This is a genomic window from Mycobacterium hubeiense (genome assembly GCF_002838065.1).
GTDB classification, from domain to species: domain Bacteria; phylum Actinomycetota; class Actinomycetes; order Mycobacteriales; family Mycobacteriaceae; genus Mycobacterium; species Mycobacterium hubeiense.
The window spans coordinates 276,669-295,281 of record NZ_PIZU01000001.1 but is presented as its reverse complement, the minus strand read 5'-3'; the positions used below and the strand labels follow the sequence as shown (position 1 = coordinate 295,281).

Annotated in this window: 16 protein-coding genes and 1 pseudogene; 9 read left to right on the top strand and 8 right to left on the bottom strand. The window is 67.1% G+C overall.

What is annotated here, in order from left to right:
• Positions 1–38: 38 nt before the first annotated feature.
• Positions 39–665, bottom strand: a complete 627-nt coding sequence (locus tag CWS39_RS01375) for a TetR/AcrR family transcriptional regulator (RefSeq protein ID WP_102141098.1) — start codon at positions 663–665, stop codon at positions 39–41.
• A 49-nt stretch (positions 666–714) separates the two neighbouring features.
• Here CWS39_RS01375 and CWS39_RS01370 point away from each other — a divergent pair, with 49 nt between their 5' ends.
• Positions 715–1,560 carry an LLM class flavin-dependent oxidoreductase gene (locus tag CWS39_RS01370; RefSeq protein ID WP_102141097.1) on the top strand — a complete coding sequence of 282 codons (846 nt, stop codon included), beginning with the start codon at positions 715–717 and terminating at the stop codon, positions 1,558–1,560.
• Positions 1,557–2,438: an acyl-CoA thioesterase gene (locus tag CWS39_RS01365; RefSeq protein ID WP_102141096.1), complete on the top strand. Its 882-nt coding sequence runs from the start codon at positions 1,557–1,559 to the stop codon at positions 2,436–2,438. Before CWS39_RS01370 ends, CWS39_RS01365 begins: the two co-directional genes overlap by 4 nt.
• An 18-nt stretch (positions 2,439–2,456) precedes the next feature.
• Here the strand turns inward: CWS39_RS01365 and CWS39_RS01360 are convergent, their stop codons facing one another.
• From CWS39_RS01360 to ypfJ, 5 genes are read right to left on the bottom strand one after another with little or no spacing between them, the layout of a single operon-like run.
• Complete coding sequence (locus CWS39_RS01360; RefSeq protein ID WP_102141095.1) at positions 2,457–3,278, bottom strand: mycofactocin-coupled SDR family oxidoreductase; 822 nt, start codon at positions 3,276–3,278, stop codon at positions 2,457–2,459.
• On the bottom strand, positions 3,275–4,837 hold the full coding sequence (locus CWS39_RS01355; protein WP_102141094.1) for a flavin-containing monooxygenase: 1,563 nt from the start codon (positions 4,835–4,837) through the stop codon (positions 3,275–3,277). Before CWS39_RS01355 ends, CWS39_RS01360 begins: the two co-directional genes overlap by 4 nt.
• A complete protein-coding gene (locus tag CWS39_RS01350) occupies positions 4,834–5,415 on the bottom strand; it encodes a TetR/AcrR family transcriptional regulator (protein ID WP_102141093.1) in 582 nt (193 codons plus the stop codon). Before CWS39_RS01350 ends, CWS39_RS01355 begins: the two co-directional genes overlap by 4 nt.
• 56 nt (positions 5,416–5,471) lie before the next feature.
• Positions 5,472–7,103 (bottom strand): DUF885 domain-containing protein, encoded by a 1,632-nt coding sequence (locus tag CWS39_RS01345; RefSeq protein WP_102141092.1) that lies wholly within the window; start codon positions 7,101–7,103, stop codon positions 5,472–5,474.
• The gene (gene ypfJ / locus CWS39_RS01340; protein WP_102141091.1) at positions 7,096–7,986 is read right to left on the bottom strand and encodes a KPN_02809 family neutral zinc metallopeptidase; all 891 of its coding nucleotides are present in this window, start codon (positions 7,984–7,986) and stop codon (positions 7,096–7,098) included. The genes CWS39_RS01345 and ypfJ overlap by 8 nt, the downstream gene beginning before the upstream one ends.
• On the opposite strand from ypfJ, the gene CWS39_RS01335 reads away from it, so the two are divergent.
• Complete coding sequence (locus tag CWS39_RS01335; protein WP_431306070.1) at positions 7,901–9,535, top strand: carboxylesterase/lipase family protein; 1,635 nt, start codon at positions 7,901–7,903, stop codon at positions 9,533–9,535. The genes ypfJ and CWS39_RS01335 overlap by 86 nt on opposite strands.
• Here the strand turns inward: CWS39_RS01335 and CWS39_RS01330 are convergent.
• Positions 9,532–10,032, bottom strand: a complete 501-nt coding sequence (locus CWS39_RS01330) for an SRPBCC family protein (RefSeq protein ID WP_102141090.1) — start codon at positions 10,030–10,032, stop codon at positions 9,532–9,534. The genes CWS39_RS01335 and CWS39_RS01330 overlap by 4 nt on opposite strands.
• Before the next feature lie 63 nt (positions 10,033–10,095).
• On the opposite strand from CWS39_RS01330, the gene aspS reads away from it, so the two are divergent.
• The 6 genes and pseudogenes from aspS (at position 10,096) to CWS39_RS01300 (ending at position 18,041) form a co-directional block, all read left to right on the top strand.
• Positions 10,096–11,907, top strand: coding sequence for an aspartate--tRNA ligase (gene aspS, locus CWS39_RS01325; RefSeq protein ID WP_233213321.1), 1,812 nt, complete (start codon positions 10,096–10,098; stop codon positions 11,905–11,907).
• Positions 11,904–12,320, top strand: a complete 417-nt coding sequence (locus CWS39_RS01320) for a nitroreductase family deazaflavin-dependent oxidoreductase (RefSeq protein WP_102141088.1) — start codon at positions 11,904–11,906, stop codon at positions 12,318–12,320. Before aspS ends, CWS39_RS01320 begins: the two co-directional genes overlap by 4 nt.
• 113 nt (positions 12,321–12,433) lie before the next feature.
• Positions 12,434–13,339: a DUF389 domain-containing protein gene (locus tag CWS39_RS01315; protein WP_102141087.1), complete on the top strand. Its 906-nt coding sequence runs from the start codon at positions 12,434–12,436 to the stop codon at positions 13,337–13,339.
• 54 nt (positions 13,340–13,393) lie between these two features.
• A pseudogene (locus tag CWS39_RS01310) lies at positions 13,394–16,124 on the top strand (circularly permuted type 2 ATP-grasp protein).
• Positions 16,091–17,017: a transglutaminase family protein gene (locus CWS39_RS01305; protein ID WP_102141086.1), complete on the top strand. Its 927-nt coding sequence runs from the start codon at positions 16,091–16,093 to the stop codon at positions 17,015–17,017. The pseudogene CWS39_RS01310 and the gene CWS39_RS01305 overlap by 34 nt, the downstream one beginning before the upstream one ends.
• Positions 17,010–18,041 carry a zinc-binding metallopeptidase family protein gene (locus tag CWS39_RS01300; RefSeq protein WP_102141085.1) on the top strand — a complete coding sequence of 344 codons (1,032 nt, stop codon included), beginning with the start codon at positions 17,010–17,012 and terminating at the stop codon, positions 18,039–18,041. The genes CWS39_RS01305 and CWS39_RS01300 overlap by 8 nt, the downstream gene beginning before the upstream one ends.
• Here the strand turns inward: CWS39_RS01300 and CWS39_RS01295 are convergent.
• Positions 18,025–18,609, bottom strand: a complete 585-nt coding sequence (locus tag CWS39_RS01295) for a hypothetical protein (RefSeq protein ID WP_102141084.1) — start codon at positions 18,607–18,609, stop codon at positions 18,025–18,027. The two genes, CWS39_RS01300 and CWS39_RS01295, sit on opposite strands and share 17 nt — an antisense overlap.
• Between the last annotated feature and the right edge of the window lie 4 nt (positions 18,610–18,613).

Sequence of the window (18,613 nt, the reverse complement as noted above, 5' to 3'; positions counted from 1 at the left end):
ATGACGTTACCACGCCGCGAGCAGGGTAAACAACGGGGTCACCCGGCGCTGGTCAGGCCGTGTACGCAGAAGTCGTAGATGTGGTCGGCGTCGACAGGGACGCCGTTCAACTCGGCGCCCAGGACGTGCAGGCGCATGGCCCCGAGCGCCGACTGCATGATCAGTGCGGCGGTGGCGTCGACGTCGAGGCCGGCCCGGAAGGTGCCGTCGGCGATCCCCCGGTTGATGATGTCTTTGATCAGTCCATGCAGCGGGGACAGCACGCGGGCGTACTCGCGGGGCAGCGTCTCGGCGAGGCGGTCGTTGTAGGACGTCAGGCCGCGGTTGACCCTGTCCTGGGTGCTGGTTTCCGCGGGTGTGCAGATCCGGTCGATCAACAGGCGCAGCGCGGCGAGGCTGTCCAGGTCCTCGGTTTCCTCCCGCCACCGGCGGGTCGACTCGGCCATGATCTTGTCGATGAGCGCGAGCAGCAACTCGTCCTTGGTCGAGAAGTGCTGGTAAAAGGACCGCAGTGACGTCTTCGACCGCTCCACCACTTCCAGCACGGTGAAGTCTGTGCGGCCCGTTTCGCCCAGGATCGCCAGCGCGGACCGCATGAAGCGAGTCGCGCGCGATTCGGTGTCGATCGCCCCGGGCTCTGGTTGTCGTCCGCTGGGCTTAGCCATGAGAACGACGTTACCGCTTTCGTAGAAGCTCGGTTACTGTGTTGCACCGATGGCCGAATGGTTCCTCTTCCTGCCACAGGTGCGGTTGGAAATCGCCGAGATCGTCGAGCGTGCGCGCGTCGCCGAAGCCAGCGGCTTCGACGGCATCGCGTTCATCGACCATCTCGAGTCGCCTGGCGCCGCGCACCAAAGCATTTGGGAGGCAATGACCGTCGCCGATTGGGTGGCCGCCCGCACCGAAAAGCTGCGCATCGGGCATCTGGTGCTGTGCAGCGCGTTTCGGCATCCAGCGGTGCTCGCGAAGCAGGCGGTGACCCTGTCCGCGGCATCCGGCGGCAGATTCGACCTCGGCCTCGGCTCAGGTTCGTGGCCGGCCGAGTTCACCAGATTCGACATCGAAGGCGCCGACGACGTCGGGTCGCGCGTGCGGCGCCTCGAGCGCGACCTCGAGCTGATCCGCCAGTATTGGGGCGATTCCGACGTGGCGCAGCAACCCCGGCCGCCGCACCGAATTCCGTTGGTGCTCGGGGGAACGGGCAAGAAGACGATGGCACTGGTCCGCCGGTACGCCGACTGGTGGAACATTCCCGCGCCCGAAATCGGCAAGCTGGCGCAGCTGCGGCCTGATGCCGGCGCTGCGCGGGTGTCGATTCAGCAGATGGTGGGATTCGTCGGCGCCGGCGCCGACCGGGATTCGGTCATCGAGGTGAGCAACCGGCGATTCGGCCATCTCGGCGACGGTCTGGTGTGCGGCGACGCGGCAGAACTCGGCAACCATTTCGCCGGCCTGGCGGCCCAAGGTGTCGAACGCTTCTACGTGTGGTTCGCCGATTTCGCCCAGCCCGAAACGCTTTCCGAGTTTGCCGACACGGTGATGAGAGAGGACGCGACATGACAACGGAATCCGACCAGGCGCAATGGACGGTCGAGGGCCTGCTCGAACTCTTCGATGCGCAACCGTCAGGCGAGGGCCGGTTCACGGCCCCGACCGGTCCGGCGGGCGAGGATGACCGGCAGGTCGTGGAGGGCACCCAGGTGCTGGCCCAGGCGATTGTCGCGGTGGCCAAACGGTTTCCGGAGAAGTCGGTGCGCTCGGCGCACGCGGTGTTCGCGCGCGCCGTGATGGTCGGGCCGCCAGTGGAATTCGATATCGACGTCATCAGTGAAGGGCGCTCCACCGCGACCGCGGTCGTGTCGGCGTCGCAGAACGGCAAGCGCTGCATCACCGCGACGGTGTTCACCGATGTGCCGTCGGACGACGTCATCCGCCACCACCTGCCGCGGCCCGACGTCGCCGGCCCCGCCGACGCGAACGTGGCGCAGATGCCGATGGCCGGGCGCCAGGTGCGACTGGTCGACGTCGTCGACGTCAACAGTCCCGACGAGGTCGGACCGCCGGAGCTGTACGCCTGGCTGCACTACGACCCGATCCCGACCCGTGACGATCTGGCCAAGGCGCTGCTCGCGTATTTCACCGGCCATTTGGGGATTTCGACGACGATGCGGGCGCATGAAGGCATCGGTACCGCCCAGGCACATCTGACGGTATCGACCGCCCCAATGACGGTGACGGTGAGCTTCCACGAGCCGGTGCGCTGGGACGGCTGGCTGCTGTACAGCCACGAGAGCACTCAGGTGGGGTCGGGTATGTCGTACGTCCGCGGCACGGTGCACACCGAATCCGGCGAGATGCTCGCCTCGTTCAGCCAGGACGCGCTGATCCGCCCGCTGCGTACCACCGACACGGCGATCAAGGAACAGTCGCGCCTGTAGCCCGTACTTCGACGGACGTCAGATCTTCAGATAACCCTTGTCCGCGGGGATTTGGGCGGCGGTCACCAACGACGACGCGTCGCTGGCCAGCCAGACGACGATGTCGGAAATCAAGTCCGGCGCGGCCAGCGAGTCGGTGGGCAGCGCGCCGGGCGAGAAGCTGTGGATGTAATTCGGGTGGTCCTGGAAGATCTTGTACATCGACACGTCGTTGCCCATCGGCGTGTCGGTGCCGTACGGGTGCACTGAATTCACCCGGATTCCGAACTCGCCCAGTTCAACTGCCAGTGAGTTGGTCAGCCCGACGACGCCGAACTTGCTGGCGCAGTAATGGCCGCAGCCCGGCACGGCCTTGATGCCGGCGGCTGAGCTGATGGTGATGATCGAACCGCCGTTGCCGGCGCCGATCATGGGCGGCACCACGGCTTTGATGGTGTTCCACACACCGGTCAGGTTGACGTCGAGGACGTCCTGCCACTGCTCGGCCGAAATCTCCCACAGCCGACCCCAATTCATCACTCCTGCGTTGGCGACGACGATGTCGAGACGGCCGAACTGCTCGACCGCGTCGGCGACGACACGCTGCTGTCCGGCGGCGTCGCGCACGTCGACCTCGGCCGCCAGGATCTTGCGGCCCTCACCCTCTACGAGGCTGACCGTTTCGGCGAGGTCCTCGGGGCGGGCGGGCTCGTAGCCGTTGTGCTGGGCCACCGGACCACAGGCGTCGATGGCGACGATGTCGGCGCCGGCCCGCGCCAGCCGCACGCAGTGCGAGCGACCCTGTCCGCGTGCCGCCCCCGTCACATAGGCGACCTTGCCCGCCAGCGGTGTGTCCGTCATGCCGTTTTCTCCTTGACTGGTGTGTAGGCCGGCCGTTGGGAGAACTGGTAGTCCGACAGCGGTGAGCGCCGACTGAAACGCCTTGCCCCGGTGATGGTTTGCGGCCGGTAGTACACAACCTCGCCGTGTGAGTTGACGAAGTAGCTGTTCAGGCCGCGATTGCAGTCGACGATGTAGACCTGCACCGCCTTACCCTGCCGGCGCATCCGCTCATTCCAGCGGTTGAACGCGTCCTGGCTGACCTCGACGACGTGGGCGCCGCGCCGGCGGGTCTCCTCGATCATGCGGACCGCGTGCTCGGCCATCGTCTCGTCGTAGTCCATCCACGCGAAGCCGACGAAGCCGGTGGGGCCGACGATCTCCCATCGGTTGGGCAGCCGTGGATGCGCAGTACCCGCATAGCTGCGCAACCCGTGCGCCCGGTAGTACTCGGCAAGATCAAATCCGTTGGCGCCCAGGATAGTACCCGGTCGATACGTCTCCGGATCGGTCCACAGCTCGTAGCCGGTGGCCGCCACGATCAGATCGGCGGCGCGTTCGGTGCCGTCGGTGGTGCGCACGCCGGTGTGGGTGATTCTCTGGATGGGAGTGGTGATCAACGACGTGTTGGGTCTGTTGAGCGCCTTGAAGAACGTGCTGGAGATGACCGGGCGTTTGGCGAGGATGCCGATGCGGGGCAGCAGGGCTTTGCGGTAGGCGGGGTCGTCGACCGTCGCGCGCAGCAGTATGCGGTACAGCAGTCGGCACCACTTGTCGTAGAGCGGAAGGACGCGGACGAGCACTTTGTCGGGCAGCCGCGACAGCAGGTGCACGATGGGCGCCACCATGAATGCGTCCATCACGACTCGGCCCGCCAGATTGACGGCGGCGATCAAACCGGGCAGGCTCAAAGCTTTTCGCATCCATGGCGTGAACTCGAAGTCGATCTTGGGCAGTATCCAGCCGGGTGTGCGCTGGTAGACGTCCAGACTGCGGGCTTGTGCGGCCAGCGCCGACGCGATCTGCACGCCACTGGATCCAGTGCCGATCACGGCGATGCGCTTTCCGCGAGTGTCATAGCCATCATCCCAGGCGTTGGGCCGCAGAATCGTGCCCTCGAAATCGTCTACGCCGTCGATGTCGATGGTGTTCTTGGCGTTGACGTAGCCGCCGACCGAGCTGATCACGAATCGGGCGGTGACGGTCGGCCGGTTCTTGATGCGCAGACGCCACATGCCCGCATGGTCGTCCCACTGCTGCTGTGTCACTTCAGAATTGGCCTGCAGATACTGATACAACCCCAGCGTGCGGGCGGTGTCCTGAAGGTACCGCTGGATCTCGGGGCCTGGTGCGAACAACCGGGACCAGTTGGGGTTGGGCGCAAACGGCAGCTGGTACCACAGCGACGGAATGTCGACGGCCAGCCCGGGGTAGTGGTTGTCGCGCCAGGTGCCGCCGAAATCGCTTGCCCGTTCCAGGATCACGAAGTTTGTGATGCCCTTCTTGAGCAGCATGTGGCCGGCCGTTATGCCGCCGGGGCCCGCGCCGATGATGGCGGCCTCGTACGTCGGCGCAGTCACCGGAGCCCTGCCACGATGTGCTCGGACACGAACCCGCGGACTGCGCGCGGGCTGTCCAGGTTCACGCCGATGGGCGGTAACAGCTCGAAACTCAACAGCATTCGCACAATCCATTCACTCGCTCGTGCCGGATCAACGCCGGCCCTGACCTCTCCACGGTCTTGCGCCGCGCGCACCAGCGGCTTCCACAGTTCGACCGATCGCTTCATCAGGTCGTCGCCGATGTTGCGCAGCAGCAGCACCAGGATGCTCTCGTTGATGCCGCGTGGCGCTATCGAATCCGAGCGCTGCCGATGCGCGCAGATCACCACCGCCGCGGCGGCCACCTGGTCGGCCAGCATGGTCTGCTTGTCGACCTCGGCCGCCATCGATTCGACAAAGACCGACGCCAGATGGTCCAGCGCGGCCTTGATCGCACGATCGCGACTGCCCAGGGCGTTGTGGACGGTGCCGCGGGAAACGCCGGCGGCGTCGGCGACCGCGGTCAAACTGAACTGGCGCGGACCGAGTCGACGCAGCGTCTCCGCCGTCGCGGCCAGCAGCGCGGGGGATACTCGCTTGTCCGGCGCGGCCCGCATTTGAACACATTAGCGGGATGTGTTCAATGTGGTCAATGGACCACGGGCGCCCGCCCTCAACCCAGCAGCGCGGACTTCAGCACATCCAGCGGCAGTCCGCCCAGATCCAGCGCACGCCTGTGAAACTCCCGTAGTGACAGGCCACGGCCCAGCATCTCGTCGCGCAGCTGCTGCCAGATTCGTTGTCCGATCGCATACGACGGCGCCTGCCCGGGCCAGCCCAGGTACCGGTCCAACTCGAAGCGCAGATTTGCTTCGGCCATCGCGCTGTGCGTGGTCAGAAACACCCACGCTTTCTCGGCGTCCCACACGCCACCGTCGGGTGCCGTCATCCCGCAGTGCACACCGATGTCGATAACCACCCGTGCGGCGCGGAAACGCTGGGCGTCCAGCATGCCCATGCGATTGCCTGCGTCGTCGAGCCAGCCCAGCTCGGCCATCAACCGCTCGGCGTACAACGCCCAGCCCTCACCGTGACCGGATACCCAGCAGCCCAGTCTGCGCCAGCGGTTGAGTTGGTCGGCCAGAATCACCGACCGGCCGATCTGCAGATGATGACCGGGCACGCCCTCATGGAAGACGGTCGTCGTCTCCTGCCACGTGTGAAACGTGTCGACGCCACGCGGTACGGACCACCACATGCGGCCCGGCCGGGACAGGTCTTCCGACGGGCCGGTGTAGTAGATGCCGCCGGTGTGTGTCGGCGCTATGCAGCATTCCAGCCGGCGCAGCGGCCCGGCGATCTCGAAGTGGGTGTCGGCCAAGGATTCCACCGCACGGTCGGACAGGTCCTGCATCCAGGCCTGCAGCGCGTCGGTGCCGCGCACGATGTAGCGCGGTTCCTCGTCGAGCCGGCTCAGTGCTTCGCTGACCGACGCGCCCGGGTAGAGCCGGTCGGCGATCGATTCCTGTTCGGCGACAATGCTTTGCAGCAACCGCAAGCCCCAGTCGTAAGTCTCGTCGAGGTCGACTTCGGCGCCCAGAAACGCCCGCGACAGCAGCCGGTAGGTATCACGGCCGCATGCGTCGTCGGAGCGGGCGTGCGGGGCGATGTCCTGACGCAGAATGGTCGCCAGCCCCGCGTACGCGTTTGCGGCGGCGGCGGCGTGCTGCTGCAATTCGTTGTTTAGCAACGGGTTTTCCGGCGCGGCAGACGCCACCATGTCGACGAACAACTGCTGGATCTGCCCGGCCTGCTCGACGCCGCGGCTGACCTGTCGTGCGGCGGGCGCGTGGCCTTGAGCCACCGCGGAGCGCAACGCGGCGGCGTAACCCGCGACGCGGTCGGGAATCTTCGACAGCCTCGTCCCGATCAACCGCCAATCATCCTCGGTGTCGGTGGCCATCAGGTCGAATACGTCGCGCATATTCTGCAGCGGCGAGGCGATCACGTTGAGCTCGCCGAGATCCAGCCCCGCCTCGTGCAATTCCACGAGGACACCGAGCCGTTCGCGCATCGCGGCGACCGTCACCACGTCGACGTCGTCCACAGGCGCCACGCCGTCCAACTCGCGCAGCGCCGAACGAGCCAACTCGGCCCGCGCCGCTACGCCGTCGGGGGAGTAGTCGGTGATGTCGTCATCGTGGCCCGTGATGCCCAGTTCGGTTGCCGCACAGGGGTCGAGCGCGGCAAACGCCTCGAGATAACGCTCGGCTACGGCATCAACCTGAGTAGGCCGCCTACCCAAGGTCGTTCGTCGCGAAGGTATCGCACTTGTTGGGATCGCCGGTCTGGTACCCGATGGTGAACCACTTCTGACGTTGCTCGGCGGAGCCGTGCGTCCAGGCCTCGGGATTGACCCGCCCGGTGGCGGCCGCTTGGATGCGGTCGTCGCCGACGGCCGACGCCGCCGAGAGCGCATCGGCAATATCCTTGTCGCTCAACGGCTGTAGGTACGGCACACCGGTGCTTTCCTGCTTGGTGATGGCCGCGTAATGAGCCCACACACCGGCGTAGCAGTCGGCCATCAATTCGGTGCGCACACCACCGCCGGTCGCGCCGGTCGGATCCTGCTGGGCACGGCCGAGGATGCCCTGCAGATTTTGCAGGTGATGCCCGAACTCGTGGGCGACGACGTACTCCTGCGCCAACGGCCCGCCGCTGGAACCGAACTGGTCGACGAGCACCTGGAAGAAGTCGGTGTCGAAATACGCGGTCTGGTCCACCGGACAGTAGAACGGGCCGACGTCACTGGTGGCCATGCCGCAGCCGGTGTTGACCTGGCCCTTGAAGAGCCGCACGTGCGGACGCTTATAGCCGGGCGCCAGCTGTTGCCACACACCGTCAACCGAGTTACCTGTCGCCACCACGCGGCATTCGGTGATTTCGTTCGCGTCGGCGCCGGTCTTGCACTGGCTCAGGTCGAAACCTTCCGCGGAGACATCCTCGGTGCTGATCTGCTGTTGCGTCGGCATAACCGTGCCGGGGTCGATGCCGAGCAGCAGCGCTGCGATCAAAACCACCAGGCCGCCAAGGCCCCCGCCGATCGCCATACCCCGCCCAGGGCCACGGCCGCCACCGCTCGTCGAGGTGGTGGACGTGTCGATCTGCATGCCCTCGCTGAAGGTCATCGCACTGCTCCATCGCTCGCCGTTGGTCTGGATACCAGCCGCGTTCAGCTTGCCACACTACGATTCAGCCGTGTCCGTCGTCGCAGAAGTTTCGACCATCGCGCACACCTCGCTGGGGCGTTTGCGGGGCACCACCGAAGGCGGCGTTGCGGTCTGGCGAGGCGTCGCATATGCCCAGCAACCGATCGGTGAGCGGCGGTTTCTGGCGCCGAGACCACTTCAGCCGTGGACCGGTCTGCGCGATGCAATCGAACACGGGCCGCTGCCGCCGCAGGGACGATCGTTTGTCGGCGGCGGCCGCGACGATCCCAAGGTCCGCGACGAGGCCTGCCTGACCGTCACCGTCTGGTCGCCCAACACCCGGGGTTCATTGCCGGTGATGGTGTGGATTCCCGGCGGTGCGTTCGTCTACGGCGCGGGCCAGTTACAGCTGTATAACGGGTCGCGGCTGGCCGCGAACGGCAACGTGGTCGTCGTCAACGTCACCTACCGGCTTGGGGTGTTCGGGGGTTTCGAACTCTCTGATCTCGGCGAGGGATTCGACGACAACCTCTGTCTGCGCGACCAGATCGCCGCGCTGCGTTGGGTGCAGGACAACATCGCCGCGTTCGGCGGTCATCCCCAGAAGGTGACGGTATTCGGTGAATCTGCTGGCGCCACATCGGTGTTGGCGCTACTGGCCAGCCCGTCCGCGAAGGGGCTGTTCGCCCGCGCGATCGCCCAAAGCCCCGCGCTGCCGTTGATCGCCGACCGCGAAATCCGCGCGCAACGGGCCCGACGCTTTGTGGAACGGCTCGGCGTCGGAGTCGACGAGATCAAAGCTTTGCCACAGCGGCAGCTGCGCCGCGCGGCCGGGCAGTTGCAACTCGAAAGCGCCCAGGAGACGCCGACATTGGCCTACGGCCTGACCCACGGAGTCGACTTGTTGCCACGACACCCGATCGAGGCCGCGCGGGCCGGCGAGGTATTGGAGGTGCCGCTGATCATCGGCACCAACAGCCACGAGGCGTCGATGTTCGCGTGGGGCAAGCCGCCGATGCTGCCCACCACGGTCGCCGGCGTCGAAGGCTATTTCCGGCGGCGGGCACCGGACGCGAAGGACCGGGTGCTGGCCGCATATCCGGGCTATCCGCGACGACGGGCGCTGGTGGCGTTCGGCTCCGACGTCATGTTCGGCGCCCCGACGTGGGCGTTCGCCGACGCCTACAGCCCGCACGCGCCGACCTACGTGTACCGCTTCGACCACACGACGTGGACATTGCGGGCGTTGGGCCTCGGTGCGACGCATGGCAGCGAGATCGTGCACATCCAACACAGCTACGCGTCATATCTGGGCCGCAAACTCCATCCGCTGGGCCGGCGTGTGCAGCCGTCGGTCGGCCGGCGGATGCAGCGCACGTGGCTGGACTTCGCCGCCGACGGCCTGGGGCCGCAGTGGCCGCGCTACGACACGGACCGGCGTCGTACCCGTGTCATCCGGTCCACCCGCGACGACACCGTCGACGACCCCGATGGCGTCCGGCGTTCGGCGTGGGAGGGGCTGTACTAGCCCCCGTAGCGTTCGTCGCAGTAGCGGCGCAGGTTGTAGAGGAACCGCTGGAACATCCAGGCCATCACCGGCCTGCCGAGCGTCATACCCAGCCGCGCCGCCAGCCCCTTGGGCTTCATGGCCATCACCCAGGTCAGGTGGCAACCACCCGACGTCTTCACCACGCGATAGTCCTCGGCGAACGCCGCAATACTGCCCGTCGACGCCTCGTTGAATCGAAACGCCATGTGGCTGAACGGTTCCCAGGCCAGAAACTCCTCATCGCCGACGATGCCGCCGCGCATGTGCACCGTGCGTGTGGTGCCGACGCCGCGCGGCTCCGGACTGGTCCAGGTCACCTTGGTGATCACCGTGGCCCACTGCGGCCATGACTCGGCGTCGGCAAGCACCTCGAAGAGCTGCTCGGGCGTGATGGCGAGCTCGACGGTGCTGACGAACCGGTACGGCGCGGAGTCGATGAAGTCCAGGTCGACGCGTTCGCAGGGCCTCATGGCCATACACAGTAGATCAGCCTGTCTAGTCGCGGTGCAAGGCAAGGACCATCGGCCGCACCTCTTAGACTGTGGCGGTCCCAAACACCTACTCAGGGAGTTTTTGTGCTGCGCAGTCACGCCGCCGGTTCGTTGCGGCCCACCGATGCCGGGCAGACGGTGACCCTGGCCGGGTGGGTGGCGCGTCGCCGAGACCACGGCGGCGTCATCTTCATCGACCTGCGCGACGCGTCGGGCGTATCGCAGGTGGTGTTCCGCGAGGCCGACGTGCTGGAGCAGGCGCACCGGTTGCGAGCGGAGTTCTGCATCGCCGTCGACGGCGTCGTCGAGATCCGGCCCGAAGGCAATGCCAACCCCGAGATCGCGACGGGCGAGATCGAGGTCAATGCCACCGCGCTGCGGGTGCTGGGGGAGAGCGCGCCGCTGCCGTTCCAGCTCGACGAGCCCGCCGGTGAGGAAGCCCGGCTCAAGTACCGCTACCTGGATCTGCGCCGCGAGGGGCCGGGCTCGGCAATTCGGTTGCGCTCCAAGGTAAGTGCGGCTGCGCGCGCGGTGCTGGCCAAGCACGACTTCGTGGAGATCGAGACGCCGACGCTGACCCGGTCGACGCCGGAGGGGGCGCGTGACTTCCTGGTGCCGGCGCGGCTGCAGCCCGGTTCGTTCTACGCGCTGCCGCAGAGCCCGCAGTTGTTCAAGCAGCTGCTGATGGTGGCCGGCATGGAGCGCTACTACCAGATCGCCCGCTGCTACCGCGACGAGGATTTCCGCGCCGACCGCCAGCCCGAGTTCACCCAGCTCGATATGGAGATGAGCTTCGTCGACGCCGAGGATGTCATCGCGATCTCCGAGGAGATCATCGCGGCGCTGTGGGCGCTGATCGGTTACGAGGTACCGCTGCCGCTGCCGCGGATGACCTACGACGACGCCATGCGCCGGTTCGGCTCCGACAAGCCCGATCTGCGCTTCGGACTCGAACTCGTCGAATGCACCGACTACTTCTCCGACACCCCGTTCCGGGTGTTCCAGGCGCCCTATGTCGGCGCGGTCGTCATGCCGGGCGGCGCGTCGCAGCCGCGGCGCACGCTCGACGGCTGGCAGGACTGGGCCAAGCAGCGCGGACACCGCGGGCTGGCCTACGTGCTGGTGGGCGACGACGGCACGCTCGGCGGGCCCGTCGCCAAGAACCTGTCGGACGCCGAACGCGCCGGGCTGGCCGCGCACGTCGGCGCGGCGCCGGGGGACTGCGTGTTCTTCTCGGCCGGTCCGGCGAAGTCGTCGCGCGCGCTGCTCGGCGCCGCGCGCATCGAGATCGCGAAACGGCTCGACATGATCGACCCGAACGCGTGGGCGTTCACCTGGGTGGTGGACCCGCCGCTGTTCGAGCCGGCCGATGAGGCCACCGCCGCCGGTGAGGTGACGGTCGGCGGCGGGGCCTGGACGGCCGTGCACCACGCGTTCACCGCGCCCAAACCGGAGTTCGCCGATCGCATCGACACCGATCCGGGCGCCGTGCTTGCCGACGCCTATGACGTGGTCTGCAACGGCAACGAGATCGGCGGCGGGTCGATCCGTATCCACCGCCGCGACGTCCAGGAAAAAGTGTTCGCGGTGATGGGTCTGGACAAGGCGCAGGCCGAGGCGAAGTTCGGTTTCCTGTTGGAGGCGTTCATGTTCGGCGCGCCGCCGCACGGCGGAATCGCGTTCGGCTGGGACCGCATCACCGCACTACTGGCCGGGATGGAATCCATCCGCGAGGTCATCGCGTTCCCGAAGACCGGCGGCGGCGTCGACCCGCTGACCGACGCGCCGGCGCCGATCACGCCGCAGCAGCGGCGGGAATCGGGAATAGACGCCAAGCCGAGGAAGCTTGACGAGGCATGACCGAATCCCTGCAGGCGTTCAACGAATCCATCGTCGATGAGTTCCGCGCCAACGGCGGCAAGGTCGGCGGCCAATTCGAGGGCGCCAACCTGCTGCTGCTCACCACCACCGGCGCGAAGTCGGGCCAGCCGCGGCTGTCCCCATTGGCCTACCTGACCATCGACGATCGCATGATCATCGTCGGCTCCTACGCAGGCGCGGACGTCCATCCGGCGTGGGTGCACAATCTGCGGGCCAACCCGCGGGCGCACGTCGAGGTGGGCACCGACGCCTACGACGTGATCGCCCGCGAGTTGCCACCCGCGGAACGCGATCAGCTCTATCCGAAGATCGTGGAGCTGGCACCGGTATTCGCCGAGTATCAGGCGAAGACTTCTCGCGTCATCCCGCTGTTCGAGCTGCAGAAGGTGTGATTTCGGCGGGTTGCCGTTGAGTTTGCACACCCGGTCGTGGATTGACTGATTTCACAGCCTTGCGCGCAACCTCGACACCCGCAGGACCAACCGCTACCCGTTACTCTCGCCGGGTGCTGCATTTGCGCGTGATCGCGCCGTCCGAACTGCGCGAAGCGGTGCTCGACCTGCTCTCCGCCACCGACGGTGTCGCCCACATTGTTTTCCACCGCGAGGCCGCCCTGGACCCCCGCGGTGACGAGATCACCGCCGACATCGCCCGGGAATCGGCCAACGACGTGATCGACGGGCTCAAGGCGCTCGGCGTCAAGGAGCGCGGGGCGATCACGCTCGACGTCGTCGACACCGTGCTGTCCACCCGGGCCTACCGCGCCGAGGACGAGGCCGAGGGCGATCCCGCCGACGCCGTGGTCTGGGACGAGCTGGCCGCCCGCACCCGCGAGGAGTCCACCCTCAACATCACGTTCCTCGCGTTCTTGTGCCTGGCCTGCCTGATCGCGGCCATCGGGGTGGCCACCGACTCACCCGTCACCGTGGTGGGCGCCATGGTGGTCGGACCGGAGTTCGGCCCGCTGGCGGCCCTGGCCGTGTCGCTGGTACGTCGGCGGATGTATCTGGCCCGCCGCGCGGCGCTGGCGCTGATCGTCGGCTTCCCGGTGGCGATGCTCGTCACCGCGGCGGGTGTGCTCGCCGGCGAGGCAATCGGCTGGATCGACTTGACCAGCACCCGCCAACTCGACCAGGTGGACTTCATCTTCCAGGTCGGCCCGCTGTCTTTCGTGGTGGCGCTGCTGGCCGGAGCGGCCGGCATGCTGTCGCTGGTGTCGGCGAAATCGGCTGCGCTGGTAGGGGTTTTCATCTCAGTGACGACGGTGCCCGCCGCGGGATTCGCGGTCGTCGCCGCCACAGTCGGCGATTGGGACGTCGCCGCCAAGTCGGCTTTGCAGCTCGCGGTGAACCTGGTGGGCATCGTGCTGGCCGGCGTTCTGGTGTTGTGGGCGCGCCGGGCGGCGGACTGATCACGGTGTGCCGGGCATGTACGACGCGGGACCAGTGATTACCGTTCTGGGTTGATGGTTCTTCCTACGAACGGTCGCGACGTCGATCTGCTGGCCGGGTACCGCGCCGCCCGGGCCCAGCAGGCGCTGTTCGACCTGCGCGGCGGCGCGAGCGCGGGGTACGACGAATTCATCGACGCCGCAGGCGAAGTACGGCCGGCCTGGCAGGAGCTCGCCGACTACGTCCGTGAACGCGGCCGCGACGGGCTGGACCGGCTGCGCGGGGTTGTGCGCAGCCTCGTCGACAACGACGGCATCACCTACGTCCAGGTCGACCACAACGGCTCGGTTCTCGGTCAAGCGGCCACCAACGGAGACGTCACGGCCGAGCCCGGACCCTGGCACCTCGACGCATTGCCCCTGCTGCTCTCGGCGTCGGATTGGGACACGCTGGAATCGGGTCTGGTGCAACGCTCGCGGCTGCTCGACGCGATTCTCACCGACCTGTATGGGCCGCGGGTTTCGGTGACAAGCGGAGTGCTGCCCGCGCAACTGCTGTTCGCCCATCCGGGTTACGTGCGCGCCGCATGCGGTATCGAGGTGCCCGGCNCCGCGGGTTTCGGTGACAAGCGGAGTGCTGCCCGCGCAACTGCTGTTCGCCCATCCGGGTTACGTGCGCGCCGCATGCGGTATCGAGGTGCCCGGCCGTCATCAGCTGTTCCTGCACGGCTGCGACATCAGCCGCACCGCCGATGGGGGTTTCGTCGTCAACGCGGACTGGACCCAGGCGCCGTCGGGTGCCGGGTATGCGCTGGCCGACCGGCGGGTGCTGGCGCACGCCGTGCCCGAGCTGTACGAGCAGATCGGCCCGCGGCCCGCCTCACCCTGGGCGCAGGCGCTGCGGTTGGCGTTGATCGACGTGGCGCCGGAATCGGCCGAGGAGCCCGTCGTGGTGGTGCTCAGTCCCGGCATCTATTCCGAAACGGCGTTCGACCAGGCCTATCTGGCCAGCGTGCTGGGCTTCCCGCTGGTGGAGAGCGCCGACTTGGTGGTGCGCGACGGCAAACTGTGGATGCGCTCGCTGGGCACGCTCAAGCGGGTCGACGTGGTGCTGCGCCGGTTGGACGCGGACTACGCCGATCCGCTGGATCTGCGCGCCGATTCCCGGCTCGGTGTGGTCGGCCTGGTCGAGGTGTTGCGCCGCGGCGCGGTGACGGTGGTCAACACGTTGGGCAGCGGTGTGCTGGAAAGCCCTGGGCTGCTTCGCTTTCTGCCGGAGCTGGCCGAGAAGCTGCTCGGCGAGACACCGATGCTCCCGACGGCACCGCTGTACTGGGGCGGTATCAGCACCGAGCGCTCGCACCTTCTGGCCAACCTGGGGTCGTTGCTGATCAAGGCCGTCACGGGCGGCGAGCCGATCGTCGGGGCCGCCCTGTCGGCGGCGCAGCGGGAGGCGTTGACGGCCCGCATCGAGGCCGCGCCGTGGCAGTGGGTGGGCCAGGAGCTGCCGCAGTTCTCGTCGGCGCCGACCGACTACTACCCGGGCGGGTTGTCGGCCGCGAACGTCGGCATGCGATTGTTCACCGTGTCACAGCGCAGCGGCTATGCCCCGATGATCGGCGGGTTGGGTTACATCTTGGCGTCCGGGCACGCCGCCTACAAGTTGAATACCATTGCTGCCAAAGATATTTGGGTACGCACACCGGCGCGGGCAACGGTCGAGGAGATCCCGACCATCCCGGCCGAACTACCCGCGATCACCCCCAGCCCGACGCGCGCCGTCAGCTCGCCACGCGTGCTGGACGACATGTTCTGGATCGGCCGCTACGCCGAACGCGCCGAGAACATGGCGCGGCTGCTCACCGTCACTCGCGAGCGCTACCACGAATTCCGCTACCGCCGCGAGATGCCGGGCAGCGAGTGTGTGCCCGTGTTGCTGGCCGCACTCGGCGAAGTCACCGGCACCGACACCGGAGCCGGCGCGGACTACGCGGAAATGGTCGCGACGGCCCAGTCGACGCTGTGGTTGTTGACCACCGATCGGCATCGTCCGGGCTCGCTGGCCCAATCGGTCGAGCGGCTCGGCTTGGCCGCCCGCGCCGTGCGCGACCAGATGTCCAACGACACCTGGATGGTCTTGGCGGCCGTGGAGCGCACGCTGCTGCACGTGCCGCCGTCGCAGACCGAGAGCGACGACTACCTCACCTCCGCGAGCAACCTGACGCTGGCGGGGATGCTGGCGCTGTCCGGGGTGGCGGCCGAGTCGATGGTGCACGACGCCAGCTGGACGATGATGGACGCCGGTAAGCGCATCGAACGCGGGCTTGCGCTGACGGCGCTGCTGCGTGCGACGTTGACGACGGTCCGAAGCCCGGGCGCCGAGCAAACGATCACCGAATCGGCTCTGGTGGCCTGCGAGTCCTCGGTCGTCTACCGGCGGCGGACCTTGGGCAAGGTTAGTGTGGCTGCCGTGGCGGACCTGGTGCTGTTCGACGCCGAGAACCCGCGCTCGCTGGTGTACCAGATCGAGCAGCTGCGCGCAGACCTCAAGGCGCTGCCGGGGTCCTCGGGTTCGTCGCGACCCGAGCGGCTGGTCGACGAAATCGCCACGCGGTTGCGCCGCGTCGACCCCGCGGATCTGGAAACCGTTGCTGCGGACGGTAAACGGACGCGGTTGTCCGATTTGCTCGACAGGATGCAGGCCGACCTGCGCGGCCTGTCCGACGTCATCACCGCGACCCATCTGTCGCTGCCCGGCGGTATGCAGCCGCTGTGGGGTCCCGACGTGCGCCGGGTCATGCCGTGACGCGCTGCTACCAGATCGTGCATCGCACCGTCTACCACTACTCCGACGTCGTGACGAGTTCCTACGGCCGCGGGTTCTTGACTCCGCGCGACGCGGCGACGCAGCGCTGCCTGTCGCACGAGCTGCTGATCGACCCGGAGCCGTCGGATCGGTCCACCAGTCGCGACGCCTATGGCAACCTCAGTTCGTATTTTCACGTCACCGAACGCCACGACACCCTCAGCATCACCAGTCGGTCGGTCGTCGAGGTGGATCCACCGCCGCCGGAGCTCTACGGCGGAGGGTCGGCGGTGGCGCCGTGGGAGATCTCGCGACCGGTCGGCGTCGACGCGGCGTTGGCCATCGAATTCACGCTCGATCTGCAGCCGCCCGAGATCACCGACGCGGTACGCGAATACGCCGCGCCGAGCTTTGTGCCGGAGCGTCCGCTCATCGAGGTGTTGTCCGATCTGAACACCCGCATCTTCGACGATTTCACCTACCGGTCCGGTTCCACGACGGTGTCGACGAAGGTCGACGACGTGCTGGCGGCGCGGGAAGGCGTGTGTCAGGACTTCGCCCGGTTGGCGATCGCCTGTCTGCGCGCGAACGGTCTTGCGGCAAGCTATGTTTCGGGCTACCTGGCGACGGACCCGCCGCCCGGCAAGGAACGCATGATCGGCATCGATGCCACGCACGCGTGGGCGTCGGTGTGGACGCCGCAGAACCAGTGGCTGGGTCTGGACCCCACCAATGCTCAGATGGTCGATGAGCGTTACATCGTGGTCGGGTTCGGTCGTGACTATGCGGATGTCCCGCCGCTGCGGGGCATCATCTACACCGACTCGAAGAGCAGCATGATCGACGTTGCGGTCGACGTGGTGCCCTACGAGTCCGGGGTGGTCAATGCGTGACTTCAGCTGTCCGAAGTGCGGGCAGCGCCTGGCCTTCGAGAACTCGCTGTGCCTCAATTGCGGTAGCGCTCTGGGGTTTTCACTCAAGGACATGGCGCTGCTGGTGATCGCGCCTGCGGATCAGGGCGAACATCCCGGCGTGGTTGATTCGCGTCGGTATCGGTTGTGCGCCAATCTTCATCTGGCCGAATGTAATTGGCTGGTCGAAACCGGTCCGGTGCCCAAACTGTGCATCTCGTGCGCGCTGACTCGCACCCGTCCGAACGACAACGACGCCATGGCGTTGCCGGCGTTCGCTGCCGCGGAGAAGGCCAAGCGTCGGTTGATCGCCCAGCTATACGAGCTCAAGCTGCCGATCATCGGACGCGACGAAGATCCGGCGTACGGCCTTGCGTTCGACCTGCTGTCCAGCGCGGACCACAAAGTGTTCACCGGACACCAAAACGGTGTCATCACACTTGATCTGGCCGAGGGCGACGACGTGCACCGCACACGCCTGCGCATCGAGATGGACGAGCCGTACCGAACCCTGCTCGGACACTTCCGGCACGAGATTGGGCACTACTACTTCTACCGGCTGGTGAGTCCGTCGCAGGAGTATTCGCAGCGGTTCCGCGAACTGTTCGGCGATCCCGATGCCGACTACCAGGCCGCGCTGGACCGACACTACGAGCACGGCGCGCCGCCCGGGTGGGACGACCGCTACGTGTCCTCCTACGCGACCATGCATGCCAGCGAGGATTGGGCCGAAACCTTCGCGCACTACCTGCACATCCGGGACACGCTGGACACCGCCGCGGCGTTCGGTTTTGCCCCCGCGGGCGCGATGTGCGAACGAACGGTGTTGGGGTCCAGCGGGTTTGACACGATAATAGAGCTGTGGTTGCCCTTGGCGTGGGGGCTGAACATGGTCAACCGCTCGATGGGCCGCGACGACCTGTACCCGTTCGTGCTGCCGCCTGCGGTGTTGGAGAAGATGCGGTTCATCCACACCATCGTCGACGAAATCACTCCGCAGAAGTAGCGCGTTGCAGATACGCGCGGCCGCGCGGCGACAGCCGATAACCGACGTCGAGGCTGATGGTCAGACCCAGCCCCTTGAGCTGGCGTACCCGCCGCTTGAACCGGGGCACATCCAGCCCGACGCGGAAGGCCAAGTCGGGTGCGCGGACCGCCTCGTTATCGCCGATCATTTCCAGGTACTCACGCGTCCACGGCGACGTTGCGGCATCCCAGCGAGTCAACCGGGCGGTGATCGCCTCCACGTCGGCGTCGGAAAGCCGGTCGTCGGCGGCCAATACCGGGCGCTCGTCGGGGCCGACATAGGACACTGTGATCACGTAGGTGTGCCGGGCCGGGCGACGATTTAGGTCGGCCTGCGCGGTCTTGGCGTCCGGATATCCGGCCGCGCGGGCTTGCGCGGCGGTGACCCGGTAACTGCCGGGGTATTCGGTGACGTCGTCGATGCGAATCGTGCCTGCCGGGGTGCGCTGTGTGCCACCGGCTTTCACGCGCGGGGCGTCCCAGCGCCGCAAGACGATCGTTATGTCACCGTTCGCAATGCCTTCCGCCGTGTCGCGATTGAGCAGCACGGGT

Coding starts and splice junctions, on each gene's coding strand:
- CWS39_RS01375 (WP_102141098.1), bottom strand. CDS start 665: ATGGCTAAGCCCAGCGGACGACAACCAGAGCCCGGGGCGATCGACACC.
- CWS39_RS01370 (WP_102141097.1), top strand. CDS start 715: ATGGCCGAATGGTTCCTCTTCCTGCCACAGGTGCGGTTGGAAATCGCC.
- CWS39_RS01365 (WP_102141096.1), top strand. CDS start 1,557: ATGACAACGGAATCCGACCAGGCGCAATGGACGGTCGAGGGCCTGCTC.
- CWS39_RS01360 (WP_102141095.1), bottom strand. CDS start 3,278: ATGACGGACACACCGCTGGCGGGCAAGGTCGCCTATGTGACGGGGGCG.
- CWS39_RS01350 (WP_102141093.1), bottom strand. CDS start 5,415: ATGCGGGCCGCGCCGGACAAGCGAGTATCCCCCGCGCTGCTGGCCGCG.
- ypfJ (WP_102141091.1), bottom strand. CDS start 7,986: ATGACCTTCAGCGAGGGCATGCAGATCGACACGTCCACCACCTCGACG.
- CWS39_RS01330 (WP_102141090.1), bottom strand. CDS start 10,032: ATGGCCATGAGGCCCTGCGAACGCGTCGACCTGGACTTCATCGACTCC.
- CWS39_RS01320 (WP_102141088.1), top strand. CDS start 11,904: ATGACCGAATCCCTGCAGGCGTTCAACGAATCCATCGTCGATGAGTTC.
- CWS39_RS01300 (WP_102141085.1), top strand. CDS start 17,010: ATGCGTGACTTCAGCTGTCCGAAGTGCGGGCAGCGCCTGGCCTTCGAG.